General features: G+C 69.5%; 15 protein-coding genes. 10 read left to right on the top strand and 5 right to left on the bottom strand.

What is annotated here, in order from left to right:
* The first annotated feature begins 214 nt into the window (after positions 1-214).
* Positions 215-2,914: an aconitate hydratase AcnA gene (gene acnA, locus AC2D8W_RS21820; RefSeq protein WP_293479080.1), complete on the top strand. Its 2,700-nt coding sequence runs from the start codon at positions 215-217 to the stop codon at positions 2,912-2,914.
* A 97-nt stretch (positions 2,915-3,011) separates the two neighbouring features.
* Here the strand turns inward: acnA and AC2D8W_RS21815 are convergent, their stop codons facing one another.
* Positions 3,012-3,542 (bottom strand): GNAT family N-acetyltransferase, encoded by a 531-nt coding sequence (locus AC2D8W_RS21815; protein WP_484673301.1) that lies wholly within the window; start codon positions 3,540-3,542, stop codon positions 3,012-3,014.
* Positions 3,543-3,605: 63 nt separating this feature from the next.
* Here AC2D8W_RS21815 and AC2D8W_RS21810 point away from each other — a divergent pair, with 63 nt between their 5' ends.
* Together AC2D8W_RS21810 and AC2D8W_RS21805 are read left to right on the top strand one after the other, a co-directional pair.
* Complete coding sequence (locus AC2D8W_RS21810; protein ID WP_293479077.1) at positions 3,606-4,109, top strand: DUF2939 domain-containing protein; 504 nt, start codon at positions 3,606-3,608, stop codon at positions 4,107-4,109.
* Positions 4,110-4,146: 37 nt separating this feature from the next.
* The gene (locus AC2D8W_RS21805) at positions 4,147-4,932 is read left to right on the top strand and encodes a dienelactone hydrolase family protein (protein ID WP_293479075.1); all 786 of its coding nucleotides are present in this window, start codon (positions 4,147-4,149) and stop codon (positions 4,930-4,932) included.
* Here AC2D8W_RS21805 and AC2D8W_RS21800 read toward each other — a convergent pair.
* A protein-coding gene (locus AC2D8W_RS21800; RefSeq protein WP_484673300.1) for an IS5 family transposase occupies positions 4,929-5,695 on the bottom strand; the annotation gives its coding sequence in 2 pieces (ribosomal slippage) (positions 4,929-5,371 and positions 5,371-5,695; 768 coding nt in all). The two genes, AC2D8W_RS21805 and AC2D8W_RS21800, sit on opposite strands and share 4 nt — an antisense overlap.
* A 368-nt stretch (positions 5,696-6,063) precedes the next feature.
* Between AC2D8W_RS21800 and rbfA the strand changes: the two genes are divergently transcribed.
* From rbfA to AC2D8W_RS21765, 7 genes are all read left to right on the top strand, one after another.
* Positions 6,064-6,501 carry a 30S ribosome-binding factor RbfA gene (rbfA, locus tag AC2D8W_RS21795; protein ID WP_293479073.1) on the top strand — a complete coding sequence of 146 codons (438 nt, stop codon included), beginning with the start codon at positions 6,064-6,066 and terminating at the stop codon, positions 6,499-6,501.
* Positions 6,502-7,470 carry a tRNA pseudouridine(55) synthase TruB gene (gene truB, locus AC2D8W_RS21790; RefSeq protein ID WP_484673299.1) on the top strand — a complete coding sequence of 323 codons (969 nt, stop codon included), beginning with the start codon at positions 6,502-6,504 and terminating at the stop codon, positions 7,468-7,470.
* Entirely contained in the window at positions 7,448-7,717 is a 270-nt protein-coding gene (gene rpsO / locus AC2D8W_RS21785; protein ID WP_293479069.1) for a 30S ribosomal protein S15, read from the top strand. The genes truB and rpsO overlap by 23 nt, the downstream gene beginning before the upstream one ends.
* Positions 7,718-7,950: 233 nt before the next feature.
* The gene (gene pnp / locus AC2D8W_RS21780; RefSeq protein WP_484673298.1) at positions 7,951-10,098 is read left to right on the top strand and encodes a polyribonucleotide nucleotidyltransferase; all 2,148 of its coding nucleotides are present in this window, start codon (positions 7,951-7,953) and stop codon (positions 10,096-10,098) included.
* Between the two features lie 251 nt (positions 10,099-10,349).
* Positions 10,350-11,306: a prolyl oligopeptidase family serine peptidase gene (locus tag AC2D8W_RS21775; protein WP_484673297.1), complete on the top strand. Its 957-nt coding sequence runs from the start codon at positions 10,350-10,352 to the stop codon at positions 11,304-11,306.
* A 146-nt stretch (positions 11,307-11,452) separates the two neighbouring features.
* Positions 11,453-12,679, top strand: a complete 1,227-nt coding sequence (locus AC2D8W_RS21770; protein ID WP_484673296.1) for a serine hydrolase domain-containing protein — start codon at positions 11,453-11,455, stop codon at positions 12,677-12,679.
* Positions 12,676-13,071, top strand: coding sequence for an HXXEE domain-containing protein (locus AC2D8W_RS21765; protein ID WP_484673295.1), 396 nt, complete (start codon positions 12,676-12,678; stop codon positions 13,069-13,071). The genes AC2D8W_RS21770 and AC2D8W_RS21765 overlap by 4 nt, the downstream gene beginning before the upstream one ends.
* A gap of 168 nt (positions 13,072-13,239) precedes the next feature.
* Here AC2D8W_RS21765 and dnaA read toward each other — a convergent pair whose 3' ends face one another.
* The 3 genes from dnaA to AC2D8W_RS21750 all read right to left on the bottom strand — a co-directional run bounded on the left by dnaA (position 13,240) and on the right by AC2D8W_RS21750 (position 16,083).
* Positions 13,240-14,724: a chromosomal replication initiator protein DnaA gene (gene dnaA, locus AC2D8W_RS21760; RefSeq protein ID WP_293479059.1), complete on the bottom strand. Its 1,485-nt coding sequence runs from the start codon at positions 14,722-14,724 to the stop codon at positions 13,240-13,242.
* 412 nt (positions 14,725-15,136) lie between these two features.
* Positions 15,137-15,406, bottom strand: coding sequence for a 30S ribosomal protein S20 (rpsT, locus tag AC2D8W_RS21755; protein WP_293479057.1), 270 nt, complete (start codon positions 15,404-15,406; stop codon positions 15,137-15,139).
* Positions 15,407-15,525: 119 nt separating this feature from the next.
* Positions 15,526-16,083, bottom strand: a complete 558-nt coding sequence (locus AC2D8W_RS21750; RefSeq protein WP_484673294.1) for a DUF5655 domain-containing protein — start codon at positions 16,081-16,083, stop codon at positions 15,526-15,528.
* Between the last annotated feature and the right edge of the window lies 1 nt (position 16,084).

Genomic DNA, 16,084 nt, shown 5'->3' with positions numbered 1-16,084 from the left:
CAAGTTGGGCGCCGGCCGGGCAACCAGCCCTCACGCGTCGCGCCGTCGTCGCATGCATGGACGGCGTAAGAGGGCGGGTCTATGAACGTGTCGGCCGCCGCACCTGGGGGGAGCCAACGCCGCGCGGAGACGAACCCTGTGAGTCCGTCTCTCCGATAGCGCGCGATCCCTCGGGTGGTCCTGGGTGGCCGGAACAGAGAAAGGATCTCCCTCTATGGCGTCCGTGGACACCCTCAAGACCCGCCGTCTCCTGACGGTCGGCGACAAAGCCTACGCTTACTACAGCCTTCCGGCCGCCGAGGAAGCGGGGCTGACCGGCATTTCGCGGCTTCCGATCTCGATGAAGGTCCTGCTCGAGAACCTGCTGCGCAACGAGGACGGCGTCTCGGTCGGCGCAGACGACCTCAAGGCGGTCGCCGCCTGGCTCGACAACAAGGGCAAGGTCGAACACGAGATCAGCTTCCGTCCCGCCCGCGTGCTGATGCAGGACTTCACCGGCGTGCCCGCGGTGGTCGACCTGGCCGCCATGCGCGACGCCATGACCAAGCTCGGCGCCAACCCCGAGAAGATCAACCCGCTGAACCCGGTGGACCTCGTCATCGACCACTCGGTGATGATCGACTACTTCGGCACGTCGAAGGCCTTCGCGCAGAACGTCGAGCGCGAATACGAGCGCAACATGGAGCGCTACAACTTCCTGCGCTGGGGCTCCTCGGCCTTCAACAACTTCCGCGTCGTGCCGCCCGGCACCGGAATTTGTCACCAAGTGAACCTGGAGTACCTGGCGCAGACGGTCTGGACGAACGCCGACGAGGGCCAGGAAGTGGCCTACCCCGATACCGTCGTCGGCACCGACTCCCACACCACCATGATCAACGGCTTGGCCGTGCTGGGCTGGGGCGTAGGCGGCATCGAGGCCGAGGCGGCCATGCTGGGCCAGCCGATCCCGATGCTGATCCCCGAGGTCATCGGCTTCAAGCTGACCGGCGAGCTGCCCGAGGGCACGACGGCCACCGACCTGGTGCTCACCGTCACCCAGATGCTCCGCAAGAAGGGCGTGGTGGGCAAGTTCGTCGAGTTCTACGGCCCGGCGCTCGCCAACATGACCCTCGAGGACCAGGCGACCATCGCCAACATGGCGCCGGAGTACGGCGCCACCTGCGGCTTCTTCCCGGTCACCCAGGCGACCATCGACTACCTGGCCGCCACCAACCGCGATCCGGCCCGCGTGGCCCTCGTCGAGGCCTACGCCAAGGCCCAGGGCATGTGGCGCGACCCGACCGATCCGGATCCCGTCTGCACCGACACGCTGGAGCTCGACCTCGGCACGGTCACGGCCTCGCTGGCCGGTCCGAAGCGCCCGCAGGACCGCGTGGTGCTCACCTCGGCGGCCGACGAGTTCAAGGCCGCCCTCGCCGGCGACTTCGGCAAGGCCGACACGCTCTCCGAGCGCTACAAGGTCGAGGGCGAGAACTACGACCTCGGCAACGGCGACGTGGTGATCGCCTCGATCACCTCGTGCACCAACACCTCCAACCCCAGCGTGCTGATCGCGGCGGGCCTGGTGGCCAAGAACGCTGTCGAGAAGGGCCTGCGGGTGAAGCCGTGGGTGAAGACCTCGCTGGCGCCCGGAAGCCAGGTGGTCACCGACTACCTGAAGGCCGCAGGGCTGACGAAGCACCTCGACGCGCTGGGCTTCAACCTGGTGGGCTACGGCTGCACCACCTGCATCGGCAACTCGGGCCCGCTGCCCGAGCCCGTGAGCGAGTCCATCCAGAAGAACGACCTGGTGGCCGTCTCGGTGCTGTCCGGCAACCGCAACTTCGAGGGCCGGGTGAACCCGGACGTCCGCGCCAACTACCTGGCCTCGCCGCCCCTGGTGGTGGCCTACGCCCTGGCCGGCTCGATGCTGACCGACCTGGCCAACGACCCGCTGGGCGAGGGCAAGGACGGCAAGCCCGTCTACCTGCGCGACATCTGGCCGAGCACCGCCGAGATCGCCGCCCTGCAGCGCAAGCACGTCACCAACAAGATGTTCGCCACCCGCTACGCCGACGTCTTCAAGGGCGACAAGAACTGGCAGGGCATCAAGGTGAAGGGCGGCCAGACCTACGAGTGGGACATGACGTCCACCTACGTGGCCAACCCGCCCTACTTCGACGGGCTGGAGATGGAGCCGAAGGCCGTCACCGACATCGTCGAGGCCCGCGTCCTGGCCGTGTTCGGCGACTCGATCACCACCGACCACATCAGCCCGGCCGGCTCGATCAAGGCGACGTCGCCCGCCGGCGTCTACCTGCGCGACCGCCAGGTGCCGCAGTCCGAGTTCAACTCGTACGGCGCGCGGCGCGGCAACCACGAGGTGATGATGCGGGGCACCTTCGCCAACATCCGCATCCGCAACCGGATCACGCCCGACATCGAGGGCGGGGTCACCAAGCACTTCCCCTCGGGCGACGAGATGTCGATCTACGACGCGGCCATGCGCTACCAGGGCGAGGGCCGGCCGCTGGTGGTGTTCGCGGGCAAGGAATACGGCACCGGCTCGTCGCGCGACTGGGCGGCCAAGGGCACCAAGCTGCTGGGCGTCCGGGCCGTGGTGGCCGAGAGCTTCGAGCGGATCCACCGCTCGAACCTGGTGGGCATGGGCGTGCTGCCGCTGCAGTTCCTGCAGGAAGGTTGGCACAAGCTGGGCCTCACCGGCGAGGAGATCGTCACCATCCGCGGCCTCACCGACCTGGCGCCCCGCAAGCAGCTGATCGTGGAGATGTACCGCCCGAGCGACGGCCGCATCGCCCGCTTCCCGGTCCGCTGCCGAATCGATACGCCCACCGAGCTCGAGTACTTCAAGCACGGCGGCGTCCTGAACTACGTGCTGCGCGGCCTGGCCCGCGCGCCGGTCGCGGCCGAATAGTCCGCCCGGACCTGCCGACGCCCGCCGCGGCGTGGACTGGAGCCTCGGGCCCGCGCCCGGGGCTCCTTTCACGAGCGGCCCGTCGGTCACGGCGCGCCTACCGCGCCGGCCGCTCCATGCGGAAGAAGGCGCTGGGGGTCGCGAACCCCATGTCGCGGTCGGCCTGGCGGATCATGCCGATCCGCTCCAGCACCCGCTGGGAGCCGTAGTTCTGCGGCTCGGTGAAGGCGATCAGGTAAGGCGCCTCGGTGTTGGCGAAGGCCCACGCCGCGACCGCCCGGGCGGCTTCGGTGGCGAGGCCCTGGCCCCAGAACTCCGGCCGGAAGGCGTAGCCCAGCTCGAACTCGTCCGTGGCGCGCCACAGGCTGAGGCCGGCGCGGCCCACGAACACGCCCTCGCGGGTGTGGACGCACCACTTGGAATGCCCCCGCCGCGCGTGCTCGGACACGAAATCGTCCAGGACCGCGGCGATCTTGGCGTCGTCCCAGACGCCGCCCATGTAGCGGCCGACCTCGGGATCGCGGTGCAACTCGGCCAGGAGACCGAAGTCGTCCGCGGTGAACGGACGGAAGGTCATCCGCGCCGTTTGCAGGATCGGCGGGTCCGGATCGGAGCCTTGCGCGTTCATCTGCGGTTTCGGTTCGCCATGCGATGCCGTCCTGTTGTAGCGCAGCTTGGGTGGAGGATGCACATGCGCGGATTCGTGATCGCCGTTCTGGCCCTGGCGCTGTCGGCCTGCGCCACCGTCCAGAAGCTGGACGCGGCGAGCGACGTGCACGCCCTGCTCATCTCCATCCGCGACAACGACCGCGCCGCCTTCGACGCCCTGGTGGACCGGCCGGCCCTGCAGCGCGAGATCGAGGGCCGCCTCGTCGCCGAGGCGGGCAAGGACAGCCGCGTGCCCGCCGGCCTCGCCGCCATCCTTGCGCCGAGCCTGGCCCGGATGGCCGGAGACGCCCTGATCCAGCCCGACGTGTTCCGGGCGGTGGCGGCAAGCTACGGCTACCGCAGCGACACCAAGATCCCCGGCCCGATCGGCATCTCCACGCTGCTCCGGCCGCTGCCGGACGGGCGGGTCTGCGCCACGAGCAAGAAGGACGGACCGTGCCTGCTCATGTTCACGCACGCGCCCGACGGACGATGGAAGCTGTCCGGCTTCGAAGGCGACGTCGGGATGCTGCGCGTCCGCCGCTGATCGCGCTAAGCTGCTCCGTCGACGGGGGAGCGAGGACATGGGCTACGAAGCGGCGCTGAAGGACTACGCGAGGTTCGATTTCACCCATGACGGCCGGACGTTCCCCGTCTGGACGCGCGGGTCGGGCCCGGCGGTGATCGTGATGCACGAGATGCCGGGGCTGCACCCGCAGGTCATCCGGTTCGCCGACCGGGTGGCGGCCGCGGGGATGACCGTCTACTGCCCAAGCCTGTTCGGAAAGCCGGGGAAGCCCGCGAGCCGCGGCTACGCGCTGCAGAGCATGCTGGGCGTGATCTGCGTCCGCCGCGAGTTCACGATCTGGGCGAAGGACAAGTCGAGCCCGGTGGTCGACTGGCTGCGGGCCTTGGCGCGCAAGGCGCACGCGGACTGCGGCGGCAAGGGCGTCGGCGCGGTGGGCATGTGCTTCACGGGCGGGTTCGCGCTGGCGATGATGACCGAGCCTTCGGTCGTGGCGCCGGTGCTCTCGCAGCCGTCGATGCCCGCCGGCGCGGCCAAGGACAAGGGCGGCATCGACGCCACCGAGGCCGAGATCGCCTGCGCGCGCCGCCGGTTCGCCGAGGAGGACCTGTCGATGATCGGCCTGCGCTTCAAGAGCGACAAGCTGGTCGGCGACGCGCGCTGGGAACGCTACCGCCGCGAGTTCGGCGACCGCTTCGAGGCCATCGAACTGGAAGACGAGGACGCCGCGCCGTCGTTCATCCCGCCGCACTCGGTGCTCACCCTGCACCTGAAGGAGGACGGCCCGACCAAGGCCGCCGAGCAGCGCGTGATCCAGTTCTTCCGCGAGCGCACCGGGGCCTAGGGCGTGGACTCATAAGCTCGCATCCAGAGTCTCGCTGAGGCGAGGAGGACGGCGGCGAGGAAGTTCCTGGCGAGCTTGTCGAAGCGGGTTGCGATGCGCCGGAAGTGCTTCAGTTTGCAGAAGAAGCGCTCGACCTGGTTTCGCTGGCGATAGATGGCTGGATCGACGGAGCGCTGCACCTTTCGGTCGCGCTGGGTCGGGATGTGGGCGCAGCCACCGCGCTCTCGGACAAGGTCAATGATGGCTTGGGCGTCGTAGCCACGATCAGCGACAAGCGCCTGGGCCGGAGGTAGGCCTTCGATGAGTTCGGCGACGGCGGCCTTGTCCGAGGCCTGTCCGGCCGAGAGCGTGATCCTGAGCGGCAAACCGTCTTGGTTCACCAGGGCGTTGATCTTGGTGCTCAGTCCTCCACGAGAACGGCCGATGGCGTGATCCGGGCCCCCTTTTTTCCACCGGCAGCGTGCTGGTGGGCCCGGATGATGGAGCTGTCGATCAAGTGCAGCGACTGCGGCGAGGTCGCCGCCAGCGCCTCGAAGACCCGCAACCAGACCCCGGCCTTCGCCCACCTGTTGTAGCGGTTGTAGACCGTCGTGTGCGGACCGTAGCGGCCCGGCAGGTCACGCCAGGGCGATCCCGTCCGCAGCACGTAGAAAATCCCGTTGATCACCCGACGGTCGTCGACCCGGGCCACACCCCGCGGCTTGTTCGGCAGCAGTGGCTCGATCAGCCGCCACTCCGCCTCGCTCAGATCGTATCGCGCCATCCTCGGCTCCTTTCGGAGCCTTGAATCGAGCGTCGCCCACCGCCGCAAGCTTTATGGGTTCAGAACCTAGTTCTTCCACTCCGGGAAGGGCTTATCGCGGATCGCCGACGGCCTTCCGTGCGGACGCCGCAGGCGCTCTCTTGGACCGCGGCGGACGCGGAGAGCGCAGAGATCTCCGCGTCGCCTCCGCGATCTCCGCGGTTGAATCGGGCGGCTCCTGCGACAGGGAAGCCGTCCCCCAACCCCTGGCTCGAGGGCCGGGGCGGGCGAGCGGTCCCCCTTTCCCGCCGACGGGAAAGGAAGTAGAAGCCGCCGCTTTCCTGCGCGGGCGTCCGATCCGCCCGCCAGGTCGCTGAAGGCCGACTTCCATGAAACGACCCCATTCCAGCGGCCGCGCGGCCCCGAAAGGTCCGTCGCAGCGGCAGCTCCGCGCCGGCGAACTGGTGCGCCATGCGCTGGTGGAGATCTTCCGCGAGGAGGAGATCAACGATCCCGTCCTGGCCGGCGTGTCCGTCACCGTCACCGAGGTGCGGGTGAACCCCGACCTGCGCCACGCCACCGTCTTCGTCGAGCCGCTGGGCGGGGAGAACGCCGACGAGGTCGTCAAGGCGCTGAACCGGCACGCGAAGTTCGTGCGCGGCCACCTCGGCCGGATGATCGACATGCGCTTCACGCCCGACCTGCACTTCCGCCACGACGAGAGCTTCAACGAGGCCGCGCGGATGGCGAAGCTGTTCGACGACCCCCGCGTCCGGCGCGACCTGACCCCCGACGCGCCCTCGGACTCCTGGAAGGACGAGGACTAGGTGGCTCGCCGCAAGAAGGGGCAGGCGATCTCGGGGTGGATCAACCTCGACAAGCCCTACGACCTGACGTCGACCCACGCCGTGAGCCGCGTCCGGCGGCTGTTCGACGCCCAGAAGGCGGGCCATGCGGGCACGCTGGATCCGCTGGCCACCGGCGTGCTGCCGATCGCCCTGGGCGAGGCGACCAAGACCGTCCCGTTCCTGGTGGACGCCGACAAGAGCTACCGCTTCACCATCGCCTGGGGCCGCACGACCGCCACCTACGACCGCGAAGGCGCGACGCTGGCGGAGTCGGGCGTGCGCCCGACGCTGGCCCAGGTGCAGGCCGTGCTGCCGCGGTTCATCGGCGAGATCGACCAGGTTCCGCCCGCCTACTCGGCGATCAAGGTGGACGGGGAGCGCGCCTACGACCTCGCCCGAGCGGGCGAGACGGTGGAGCTGGCCGCGCGGAAGGTGCGGATCTTCGACGCCCGCGTCGTGGACGCCGAGGACGAGGACCACGTGACGCTCGACGTGGATTGCGGCAAGGGCACCTACGTCCGCGCCCTGGTCCGCGACATCGCCGAGGCGCTGGGCGCGTGCGGCCATGTGAGCGCCCTTCGCCGCACGCGTGTGGGGGCCTTCACCGAGCAATCGGCGGTGGCGCTGGCGTTTCTGGAGGATTTGGGCTATGAGGCCCGCCAATCGGAGGCCCTGCTTCCGGTCGAGACCGCACTGGACGACATCCCGGTGCTGGCCGTGACCGACGAAGACGCCTTCCGATTGAAGCAGGGACGATCGATCGTTCTCGTTCCCCGACAGGTCGAAGCGGTGAAGGCCAGGCTCAAGCCGGGCTCACGCACCGTTTCCGCGATGGCGGGCGGGTCGATGGTGGCGCTCTGCGAGATGCGTGCGGGCCGGCTCGAACCTTCGCGCGTCTTCAACCTTTTAAGAGCGGAGAAACCCGATGTCGATCACGGCCGAACGTAAAGCCGAAGTCATCAAGACCCACGCCCGCGGCGACGCGGACACGGGCAGCGCCGAAGTCCAGGTGGCGATCATGTCCGAACGGATCGCGAACCTCACCGAGCACTTCAAGACGCACAAGAAGGACAACCACTCGCGCCGGGGCCTGCTGAAGCTGGTTTCCGCCCGCCGTTCGCTCCTCGACCACCTGAAGAAGTCCGACGCGGCTCGCTATCAGGCGCTCATCGAGAAGCTCGGCCTGCGCCGCTAGGTTGAAGTGACCGGACCCGTTCCCCGCCTGGGGCCGGGTCCGTTTCGTTTGAAGGCTGCTCCTCCGTCACAGGCCGGAGGTCCGATGCAGCGCCCGGAGCCAAGGCTCCATCCCATACGCCGAGGGTCGCAACGAGATCCTCTTGAGCCTGTGCCATTGGAGAGGATTTCGGAAGACCGATCCCCTGTCCGCCCCCGCCGGGAATACGCCCGCGGGACCAGAAAGAAGCCAAGATGTTCGATATCAAACGCAAGACCATCGAGTGGGGGGGCAAGACCCTCACGCTCGAAACCGGCCGCATGGCCCGTCAGGCCGACGGCGCGGTCCTCGCCACCTACGGCGAGACCATCGTGCTGGCCACCGCCGTCTACGCCAAGAGCGCGAAGCCCGGTCAGGACTTCTTCCCGCTGACGGTGAACTACCAGGAGAAGTTCTACGCCGCGGGCAAGATCCCCGGCAGCTTCCCCCGCCGCGAGGGCGCGCCCTCGCAGAAGGAAACCCTGACCAGCCGCCTGATCGACCGTCCGATCCGCCCGCTGTTCGTGAAGGGCTTCAAGAACGAGGTCCAGGTGGTCGCCACCGTGCTGGCGCATGACCTCGAGAACGACCCCGACATCGTGGCCATGGTCGCCGCCTCGGCCGCCCTGGTGCTGTCCGGCGCGCCCTTCATGGGCCCGATCGCCGCCGCCCGCGTGGGCTTCATCGACGGCGAGTACGTCCTCAACCCGACGCTCGACGAGATGAAGGAAAGCCGGATGGACCTGGTGGTCGCCGGCACCGAAGACGCCGTGATGATGGTGGAGTCCGAGATCCAGGAGCTCTCCGAGGAGCAGGTCCTGGGCGGCGTGACCTTCGCCCACAAGTCGATGCAGCCGGTGATCGATGCGATCATCGAGCTCGCCGAGCACGCGGCCAAGGAGCCCTTCGAGTTCCAGCCGGACGACACCGACGCCATCAAGGCCGAGATCAAGAAGGTGGTCGGCGCCGACCTGGCCGCCGCCTACAAGATCGTCGCCAAGATGGAGCGCCACGCCGCCGTGGGCGCCGCCAAGGAGAAGGCGGTCGCCGCGTTCGGGAAGTCCGAGGCGCGTCCCGACGGTCTGGCCCCCGACAAGCTGGGCGCCATCTTCAAGGACCTGGAAGCCGACGTCGTCCGTCGCAACATCCTGGACACCGGCGTGCGCATCGACGGCCGCAAGGTCGACCAGGTGCGACAGATCGTGGCCGAAGTGGGCGTCCTGCCCCGCGCCCACGGCTCGGCCCTGTTCACCCGCGGCGAGACCCAGTCGCTCTGCGTGGCCACCCTGGGCACCGGCGACGACGAGCAGCTGATCGACGCCCTCGAAGGCAAGTACTTCGAGAAGTTCATGCTGCACTACAACTTCCCGCCCTTCTCGGTGGGCGAGACCGGCCGCATGGGCGCCCCCGGGCGTCGTGAAGTCGGCCACGGCAAGCTGGCCTGGCGCGCCCTGCGCCCGATGCTGCCCGCCTACGACGAGTTCCCCTACACGATCCGCCTCGTGTCCGAGATCTTCGAGTCGAACGGCTCGTCGTCGATGGCGACCGTCTGCGGCGGCTCGCTGGCCCTGATGGACGCCGGCGTTCCCATCAAGAAGCCGGTGTCGGGCATCGCCATGGGCCTGATCCTCGAGCAGGACGGCTTCGCGGTCCTCTCCGACATCCTGGGTGACGAAGACCACCTGGGCGACATGGACTTCAAGGTCGCCGGCACCGCCGACGGCATCACGTCGCTTCAGATGGACATCAAGATCGCCGGGATCACCGAGGAGATCATGAAGAAGGCGCTCGAGCAGGCCAAGGGCGGCCGCGAGCACATCCTCGGCGAGATGAAGAAGGGCCTGGAGGCGCCGCGCGAGCAGCTCGGCGAGTTCGCCCCGAAGATCGAGACGATCAAGATCCCGGTCGACAAGATCCGCGAAGTGATCGGTTCGGGCGGCAAGGTGATCCGCGAGATCACCGCCGAGACGGGCGCCAAGGTCGACATCGGCGAGGACGGCACGATCAAGATCGCGGCCGCCGAGCAGTCGAAGATCGACGCAGCCCGCGACTGGATCAAGTCGATCGCCAGCGAGCCGGAGGTGGGCCAGATCTACACCGGCAAGGTGGTGAAGATCGTCGACTTCGGCGCCTTCGTGAACTTCTTCGGCGCCAAGGACGGCCTGGTCCACGTGAGCCAGATCGCCGACAAGCGCGTCGAGAAGGTCTCGGACGTCCTTTCCGAAGGCCAGTCGGTCAAGGTGAAGCTCCTGGGCTTCGACGACCGCGGCAAGACCCGCCTCTCCATGAAGGTCGTCGACCAGGAGACCGGCGAGGACCTGTCGAAGAAGGACGAAAAGGCCGAGGAGAAGGCCGACGCGTAAGCGACGGCTCGATCGGAAGACCTGAGGAGGGCGGCCGGAGCGATCCGGCCGCCCTTTCCCGTTCAGCCTGCCGCCCCCGGTCGGGTATTGGCGCGCCGCCCTTGGCGACGCTAGCGCCTCACCCGTTCAGACGGAACCGTCTGAACGGGACAAATGAGGCGCTAAATCAAGAACTTGAGCGCGTCTCGATCCGAAAACCGGTTCCCACTTTTCGGAACGCGCTCTAGGGTCGCCGTCAGAGGGGATCGTCCATGAACAGGCTCCGCCGCGCTGCGCTCGCCGTCGCACTGGCCCTTGGGGGCGGCTCCGCTCTGGCGCAGGATCCGGCTCCGCCGCCGGTGGCGGTCCCCGGCCCGCCGCTGAGCGGCTATCCCCGAAGCGCGCTCCGCGCGCCGACGCCCGCCGAGCTGAAGACGGCCACCTATGTGCGCGACGTCGTCTACGGACACCGCGACGGCATGGCGCTGACCTACGACGTCTTCAGGCCGGTGAAGAAGGCCAACGGCGCACTGGTGGTCAACATGGTGTCGGCCGGCTACCGCTCGTCCTGGGGCCCGCCGGAGGAACGCCAGGCTCGCTACCAGGCCCTGATCGACAAGGGCTTCACGGTGGTCGCGCTCTATCACGCGTCCGCTCCGCGCTTCCAGGCGCCCGACGCCGTCGCCGACGTCCGGCTCGGGATGCGCCACATCCGGCTGCACGCCGCCGACTACGGGGCGGACCCCGGACGCATCGGCGCCTGGGGCGCCAGCGCCGGGGGCCACCTGGCGCTCGTCGCCGGCATGATGGCCGACGACGGAAACCCCGCCGCGACGAACGCTCTGGAGCGCTCGGGCAACCGGATCGCCGCGGTCGTCGCCTATTTCCCGCCGACCGATCTGGCGGTTCTCCTGCAGGGCCGCCTCAGGCCCGGGGCCCTCAATGTCGACCCGAGCCTCCTGCCGGCCATCTCGCCGATCCACAGCGTCGACCCGGACGATCCGCCGACTCTGCTCCTGCACGGCGACGCGGACCGGGGCGTGCCGGCCGCACAGTCGGAACTGATGCGCGCCGCCCTCGACAGGGCCGGCGTTCAGAACGAGCTGAGGCTCTTCGCCGGGGCCGATCACGACTTCTACGTCAAGGGCGACCCGGCCAAGACCGACGCCTACGCGACCGCGGCCATGACCGCGATGGTCGGCTGGTTCGAGCGGCATCTTCGGAGATAGGCGATGACATCGGGCGACATCCGCCTTCAGGCGCGCCGGTCACGGTCGGTGGTGCGCGAGGCGCGGGGGCGCCGGGTGGCGGCGCGGTAGGTAAACGGGCAGCATGGGGTCGAGCCGGCCAGAACGTCGCCGGGCGGGAGGGGAACATGGTCGGATTGGTGATGGATCGTCGCGCCTGGATCGGAGGCGCGGCGGCCGCCGCGATGGCCGGTCGCGCCTGGGGCCAGTCGGGCGAGGTCGCGGCGCCCAACGTGCTGGACACCACGCCCGAGAACCAGGCCGCCACCTTCCGCAACCAGGACCAGACGCGGCCCGTGCGGGCGATCCGCCGCGGGACGTCGGTCCGCGCGCTGCCGTCCCATGCGCGGTCCCTGGAGGCCCTGACCTTCCGCAGCGGCGGCGCCACGAGGTCCGTGGACGACTACATGACCCGCCGGCGCACGGCGGGGCTGCTGATCCTGAAGCGGGGCGAGATCGCGCTCGAGCGCTACGGCATGGGCAACACGCCCGAAAGCCGCTGGACCAGCTTCTCGACGGCCAAGTCGATGACGGCGACCCTCGCCGGCGCGGCGCTGCACGACGGCGCGATCCGCAGCCTGGACGATCCGGCGGAGCGCTACCTCCCGGCGCTGAAGGGCTCCGCCTACGAGGGCGTGACCGTCCGCAACATCCTTCGCATGTGCTCGGGCGTGGCCTGGAAGGAGGACTACGATCCCAGCGGCGCCTCTGACGTGGCGCGCTTCGGCCGGGTGCTGGCGGAGGGCCGGCCGGGCGGCGTGATCGAGCTCATGCGAACCCTGCCCCGCGCCGCGCCGCAGGGGACGAAATTCAACTACTCGACGGGCGAGACCTGTGTCCTCGGGGCCATCGTCGCCGCCGCCACCGGCCGGCGTCTGGCCGACCTCTATGCCGAGAAGATCTGGGGGCCCGCCGGTATGGAGGCGGACGGCTACTGGCAGCTCGAGTCCAGGGACGGGCTGGAGCTGGCGGGGCTGGGCGTCAGCGCGCGCCTGCGCGACTTCGGCCGCTTCGGGCAGTTCATCCTGGAGGACGGCGTCGCCGGCGGCCGACGCGTGCTGCCCGCCGGCTGGCGCGATCTGGCCGGCCGGCCCGACATTCCCGCCACGGGCTTCGGGAAGCTCGAACCGGGCTACCCCCTGGGCTACGGCTACCAGTGGTGGGTCCTGCCCCCCGGCGGCGTCCACGACGGCGCGTTCACGGCCGAGGGGATCTTCGGCCAGTTCATCTACGTCCACCCTCGCGAGCAGGTCGTGGCGATCGTGTGGAGCGCCTGGCGGAAATCGTGGGAGGGGGACTCCGAGTTCGAGACCTACGATCTCATCGGCGCGGCGGTGAACGCGCTGCGGGCGTGACGCCCGATCGGCGGCGCGGGCTGGCGGCGGGCCTGCTGGCCGCCGCGCTGACGCTGCACGATCTGGAGGAGGCGGTCGGCTATCCGCTGCAGCGCGCCGCGATCCTGGAGATCCTGCCGGGCGCGCCGCCCGTCGCGGTGTTCTGGACCATGTTGGCCCTGGTGACGGCGGCGGGCGTCGGCGTCGCCCTCTGGGCCGGCCGCGGGCCCGGCTCGCCCGCCAAGGCGGCCGCGCTGCGCACGATCGCGGCGATCCTGCTGGTCAATGTGCTGGTCCCGCACGTCCCCGCGGCCGTGGCGCTGGGCGGCTATGCGCCCGGCGTGCTGACGGCCGTCGCCCTGAACCTGCCGGCCGGCCTCGTCGCCCTGCGGCTGCTGCGCGCGCGGGCATAGCAAAAGGCCCGCGTCTCCGCGGGCCCCTCGCCAAGCGTCTTCAGGATCGCGGCGCCTGGAGCCTCACCCGTTCAGACGGAACCGTCTCAACGGGAAAATGAGGCTCTAGATCAATAGCTTGAGCGCGTTCGGATCCGAAAACCGGTTCCCACTTTTCGGAACGCGCTCTTAGCCGCGAAGCTTGCGCAGGAGGACGTCGATGTCGCGGGCGATGACCGCGTCCTCGCCCTTCAGCTGCTCGATCCGGCGGACGGCGTGCAGGACGGTGGTGTGGTCGCGTCCGCCGAAGCGGCGGCCGATGTCGGGCAGGGACCGCGTGGTGATCTGCTTGGCCAGCCACATGGCGACCTGCCGCGGGCGGGCGACGGCGCGGGCCCGGCGCTCGCTGATCAGGTCGGCCTGCTTCAGCGCGTAGTGCTCGGCCACCGCCTTCTGGATCATGTCGACGGTCACCTTGCGCTCGGTGACGCTGAGGTGGGGTCGCAGGATGGCCTGGGCCTCGTCGAGCCCCAGCCGCGCGATGTCGCCGCCCACGCGGGCGATCAGGGTGTTCAGCGCGCCTTCCAGCTCCCGCACGCTGTCGGTGAAGCGGTCGGCCAGGAACTGCAGCACCTCGGCGCGCGCGGCCGGCACGAAGCCGCCCTGCTGGGCCAGGGTGTGCAGCTTCCGCTCCAGGATGCCCAGGCGCAGGCTGCGGTCGGCGGGCTCGATGCCGCAGACGAGGCCCGCCTGCAGGTGGCTGCGCAGGCGCGGCTCCATCTCGGACAGCTCGGTCGGCGAGCGGTCGGCGGTCAGCACGACCCGGCGGCCGTCGTCCACCAGGGCGATGAGCGTGTGGAAGAGTTCCTCCTGCGTCTGGGTCTTGCCGGCCACGAAGTGGACGTCGTCGATCAGCAGCAGGTCGGCGTTGCGCAGCTCGTCCTTGAACGCCGCGGTCTGGCGCGTCTGGATCGCGTTGACGAAGGTCGTCGTGAAGCGTTCGGCGGACAGATAGACCACGCGGCGGCTGGGCTGGGTGCGCATGGCCTCCCAGGCCAGGGCGTTCAGCAGGTGGGTCTTCCCGAAGCCGTAGGGCCCGTGGAACATCACCGGGTTGAAGTGGCCGTCCGCCCAGCTGGCGACGCGGCGTGCGACCGCGAAGGCGAACTCGTTGGCCGGGCCCGAGACGAAGGTGTCGAACGTATAGCGTTCCTGCAGGCCCTGGAGGCGGCCCTGACGCGCGGCGACGGGCGCCACGGTCTCGGCCTCGATCTCGAAGACAGATGCGGTCATGGGAGCTCCGGCTTGGGGGGCGGCCGAAAGCGTGACGGGCGCGGTTGGGGGGGAACCGTTGGCGGCGACCGGCGGATTGCTGCTGAGGGAGGCGCTCTCCACCTCCATGCGGCTCTTGAGGTCGAGGCGCCGGCCCAGCGGGTCGTTCTGCGCCCACAGCTCCCCGATGCGGCGCCAGGCGTTGTGACGGATCCAGTCGCGGGCGATGCCGGTGGCGGCCACGAGGCAGACTTCGTCGCCGCTCTCCCGCAGGGCGGCCTGACCGAGCCAGGAACCGAATGTCGCGTCGCCCAGCTCACGCTTGAGAACCTGGCACGTCTTGCTCCAAACGGCCGTGGCCGGCGCATTCGCCATTGCTCCCGCAGCCCCCCCGCTCGTCATCCTTAACAACCCCAATTGAGTTCTCGCTGACCAGCCAGGGCCCCCAACCCCCTGACGCCGAATTTTTTAACGCAAACAGATGCTTACGCGGCGAGCGCAGTTCGCCCCGCCGCTGTCCCGGTTGTCCCCGGGACCAAGGAAAGAACCTGTAAGAGCCCCGACACTAATTTGGGACCGTGGGGGGTCAACGGTGATTCTTTGCCCCGTCGAGACTTATTTCTGTTGACTCCCAAGGGACCCTTTTCAGTCCAAGGGAAAGCCCGAAAACCGGGTGTGGAAGCTGAGCCGTTTGGTCGCAGACGACGGGTTTTCGGGCCCATTTCGAGCACAAAAAATGAGCGCCCCGGAACGGGGCGCCGCATCAGAAATCCTAGGGGATAAGAGGGGAAACCCGAGGGTCCCCGCCGCCGCCTCAGGCCGCCGACATCTTCTTCAGCCGGGCGGCCAGGCGGGACACTTTCCGCGAGCCGGTGTTCTTGTGGACCACGCCCTTGGAGACGGCCCGCATCAGCTCGGACTGGGCCTCCACGAACGCGGCCTTGGCGGCGCCGGCGTCGCCCGAGGCCACGGCCTCTTCGAACTTGCGCAGGAAGGTGCGCACGCGCGAGCGGCGGGCGGTGTTCACTTCGGTGCGGCGGGCGATCTTGCGGACCGCCTTCTTGGCGCCGGGCGTATTGGCCATTCGGAACTCTTCTTCAAACGGTCGGGCCCGCCGGTGGGCCGGCGGGCGAAATGGGAGGCGCGGATATACTGAAACGGCGCCCGCCGGTCAATGCGTGCGGGCGCGGATGATCGCCGGCGTCAGGCGTTCGCGTCATAGGCCTTCCGGAGCCAGTCCAGCGCCTGGGCGTCCAGGTCCTCCGGACGCGCCAGCGCGAGGCCCACGGGCATGCTCTCGTGGATGCGGTTGGGCCTCAGTCCCGCGGCCGGCGCGGCGTCCAGCCGCAGCCCCACGTCCAGGCGGGTCCTGGTCGTCGGCTGCACCCGCGCGAAGGTGCGGCGCGGGCCGACGAGCGAGACATAGGTCTTGCGGGTCTGGACGGTGACGTCGCCGAGCGCCAGGGCGGCGGCGATCACCGCATCGTAGACGGGCCGCAGGGCGGGGCGGTCGGCGAACTGGGCGTCGACCAGCTCGTCGGCGCTGGCCGTCATGAAGTCGGGGTAGCCGAAGGTTTCCCAGCGCAGCAGCTGCGCGGAGTAGCCGGTGACGCCCTGGGCCTTCAGCCAGGCGCGCAGGGCGTCGACGTCGGCCAGGGCCGCGGCGGCGATGCGGGCGTTCCAGGCGGCGACGTCCTGCCCGGTCTGGCGTTCCAGCCGCGCCGCGTTCTCGTCCCGGAAGACCCGCCAGTCCTGCGCCATC

It is taken from the genome of Phenylobacterium sp. T106, from assembly GCF_057219735.1.
This window is presented reverse-complemented; position numbering and strand designations above follow the sequence as displayed.

Bases quoted from the DNA above. Each gene is read 5' to 3' on its own strand.
- AC2D8W_RS21750 (WP_484673294.1), bottom strand. From the start codon at position 16,083: ATGGCGCAGGACTGGCGGGTCTTCCGGGACGAGAACGCGGCGCGGCTG.
- AC2D8W_RS21775 (WP_484673297.1), top strand. From the start codon at position 10,350: ATGAACAGGCTCCGCCGCGCTGCGCTCGCCGTCGCACTGGCCCTTGGG.
- dnaA (WP_293479059.1), bottom strand. From the start codon at position 14,724: ATGACGAGCGGGGGGGCTGCGGGAGCAATGGCGAATGCGCCGGCCACG.
- AC2D8W_RS21770 (WP_484673296.1), top strand. From the start codon at position 11,453: ATGGTCGGATTGGTGATGGATCGTCGCGCCTGGATCGGAGGCGCGGCG.
- rpsO (WP_293479069.1), top strand. From the start codon at position 7,448: ATGTCGATCACGGCCGAACGTAAAGCCGAAGTCATCAAGACCCACGCC.
- rbfA (WP_293479073.1), top strand. From the start codon at position 6,064: ATGAAACGACCCCATTCCAGCGGCCGCGCGGCCCCGAAAGGTCCGTCG.
- AC2D8W_RS21810 (WP_293479077.1), top strand. From the start codon at position 3,606: ATGCGCGGATTCGTGATCGCCGTTCTGGCCCTGGCGCTGTCGGCCTGC.
- acnA (WP_293479080.1), top strand. From the start codon at position 215: ATGGCGTCCGTGGACACCCTCAAGACCCGCCGTCTCCTGACGGTCGGC.
- pnp (WP_484673298.1), top strand. From the start codon at position 7,951: ATGTTCGATATCAAACGCAAGACCATCGAGTGGGGGGGCAAGACCCTC.
- AC2D8W_RS21805 (WP_293479075.1), top strand. From the start codon at position 4,147: ATGGGCTACGAAGCGGCGCTGAAGGACTACGCGAGGTTCGATTTCACC.
- rpsT (WP_293479057.1), bottom strand. From the start codon at position 15,406: ATGGCCAATACGCCCGGCGCCAAGAAGGCGGTCCGCAAGATCGCCCGC.
- AC2D8W_RS21815 (WP_484673301.1), bottom strand. From the start codon at position 3,542: ATGAACGCGCAAGGCTCCGATCCGGACCCGCCGATCCTGCAAACGGCG.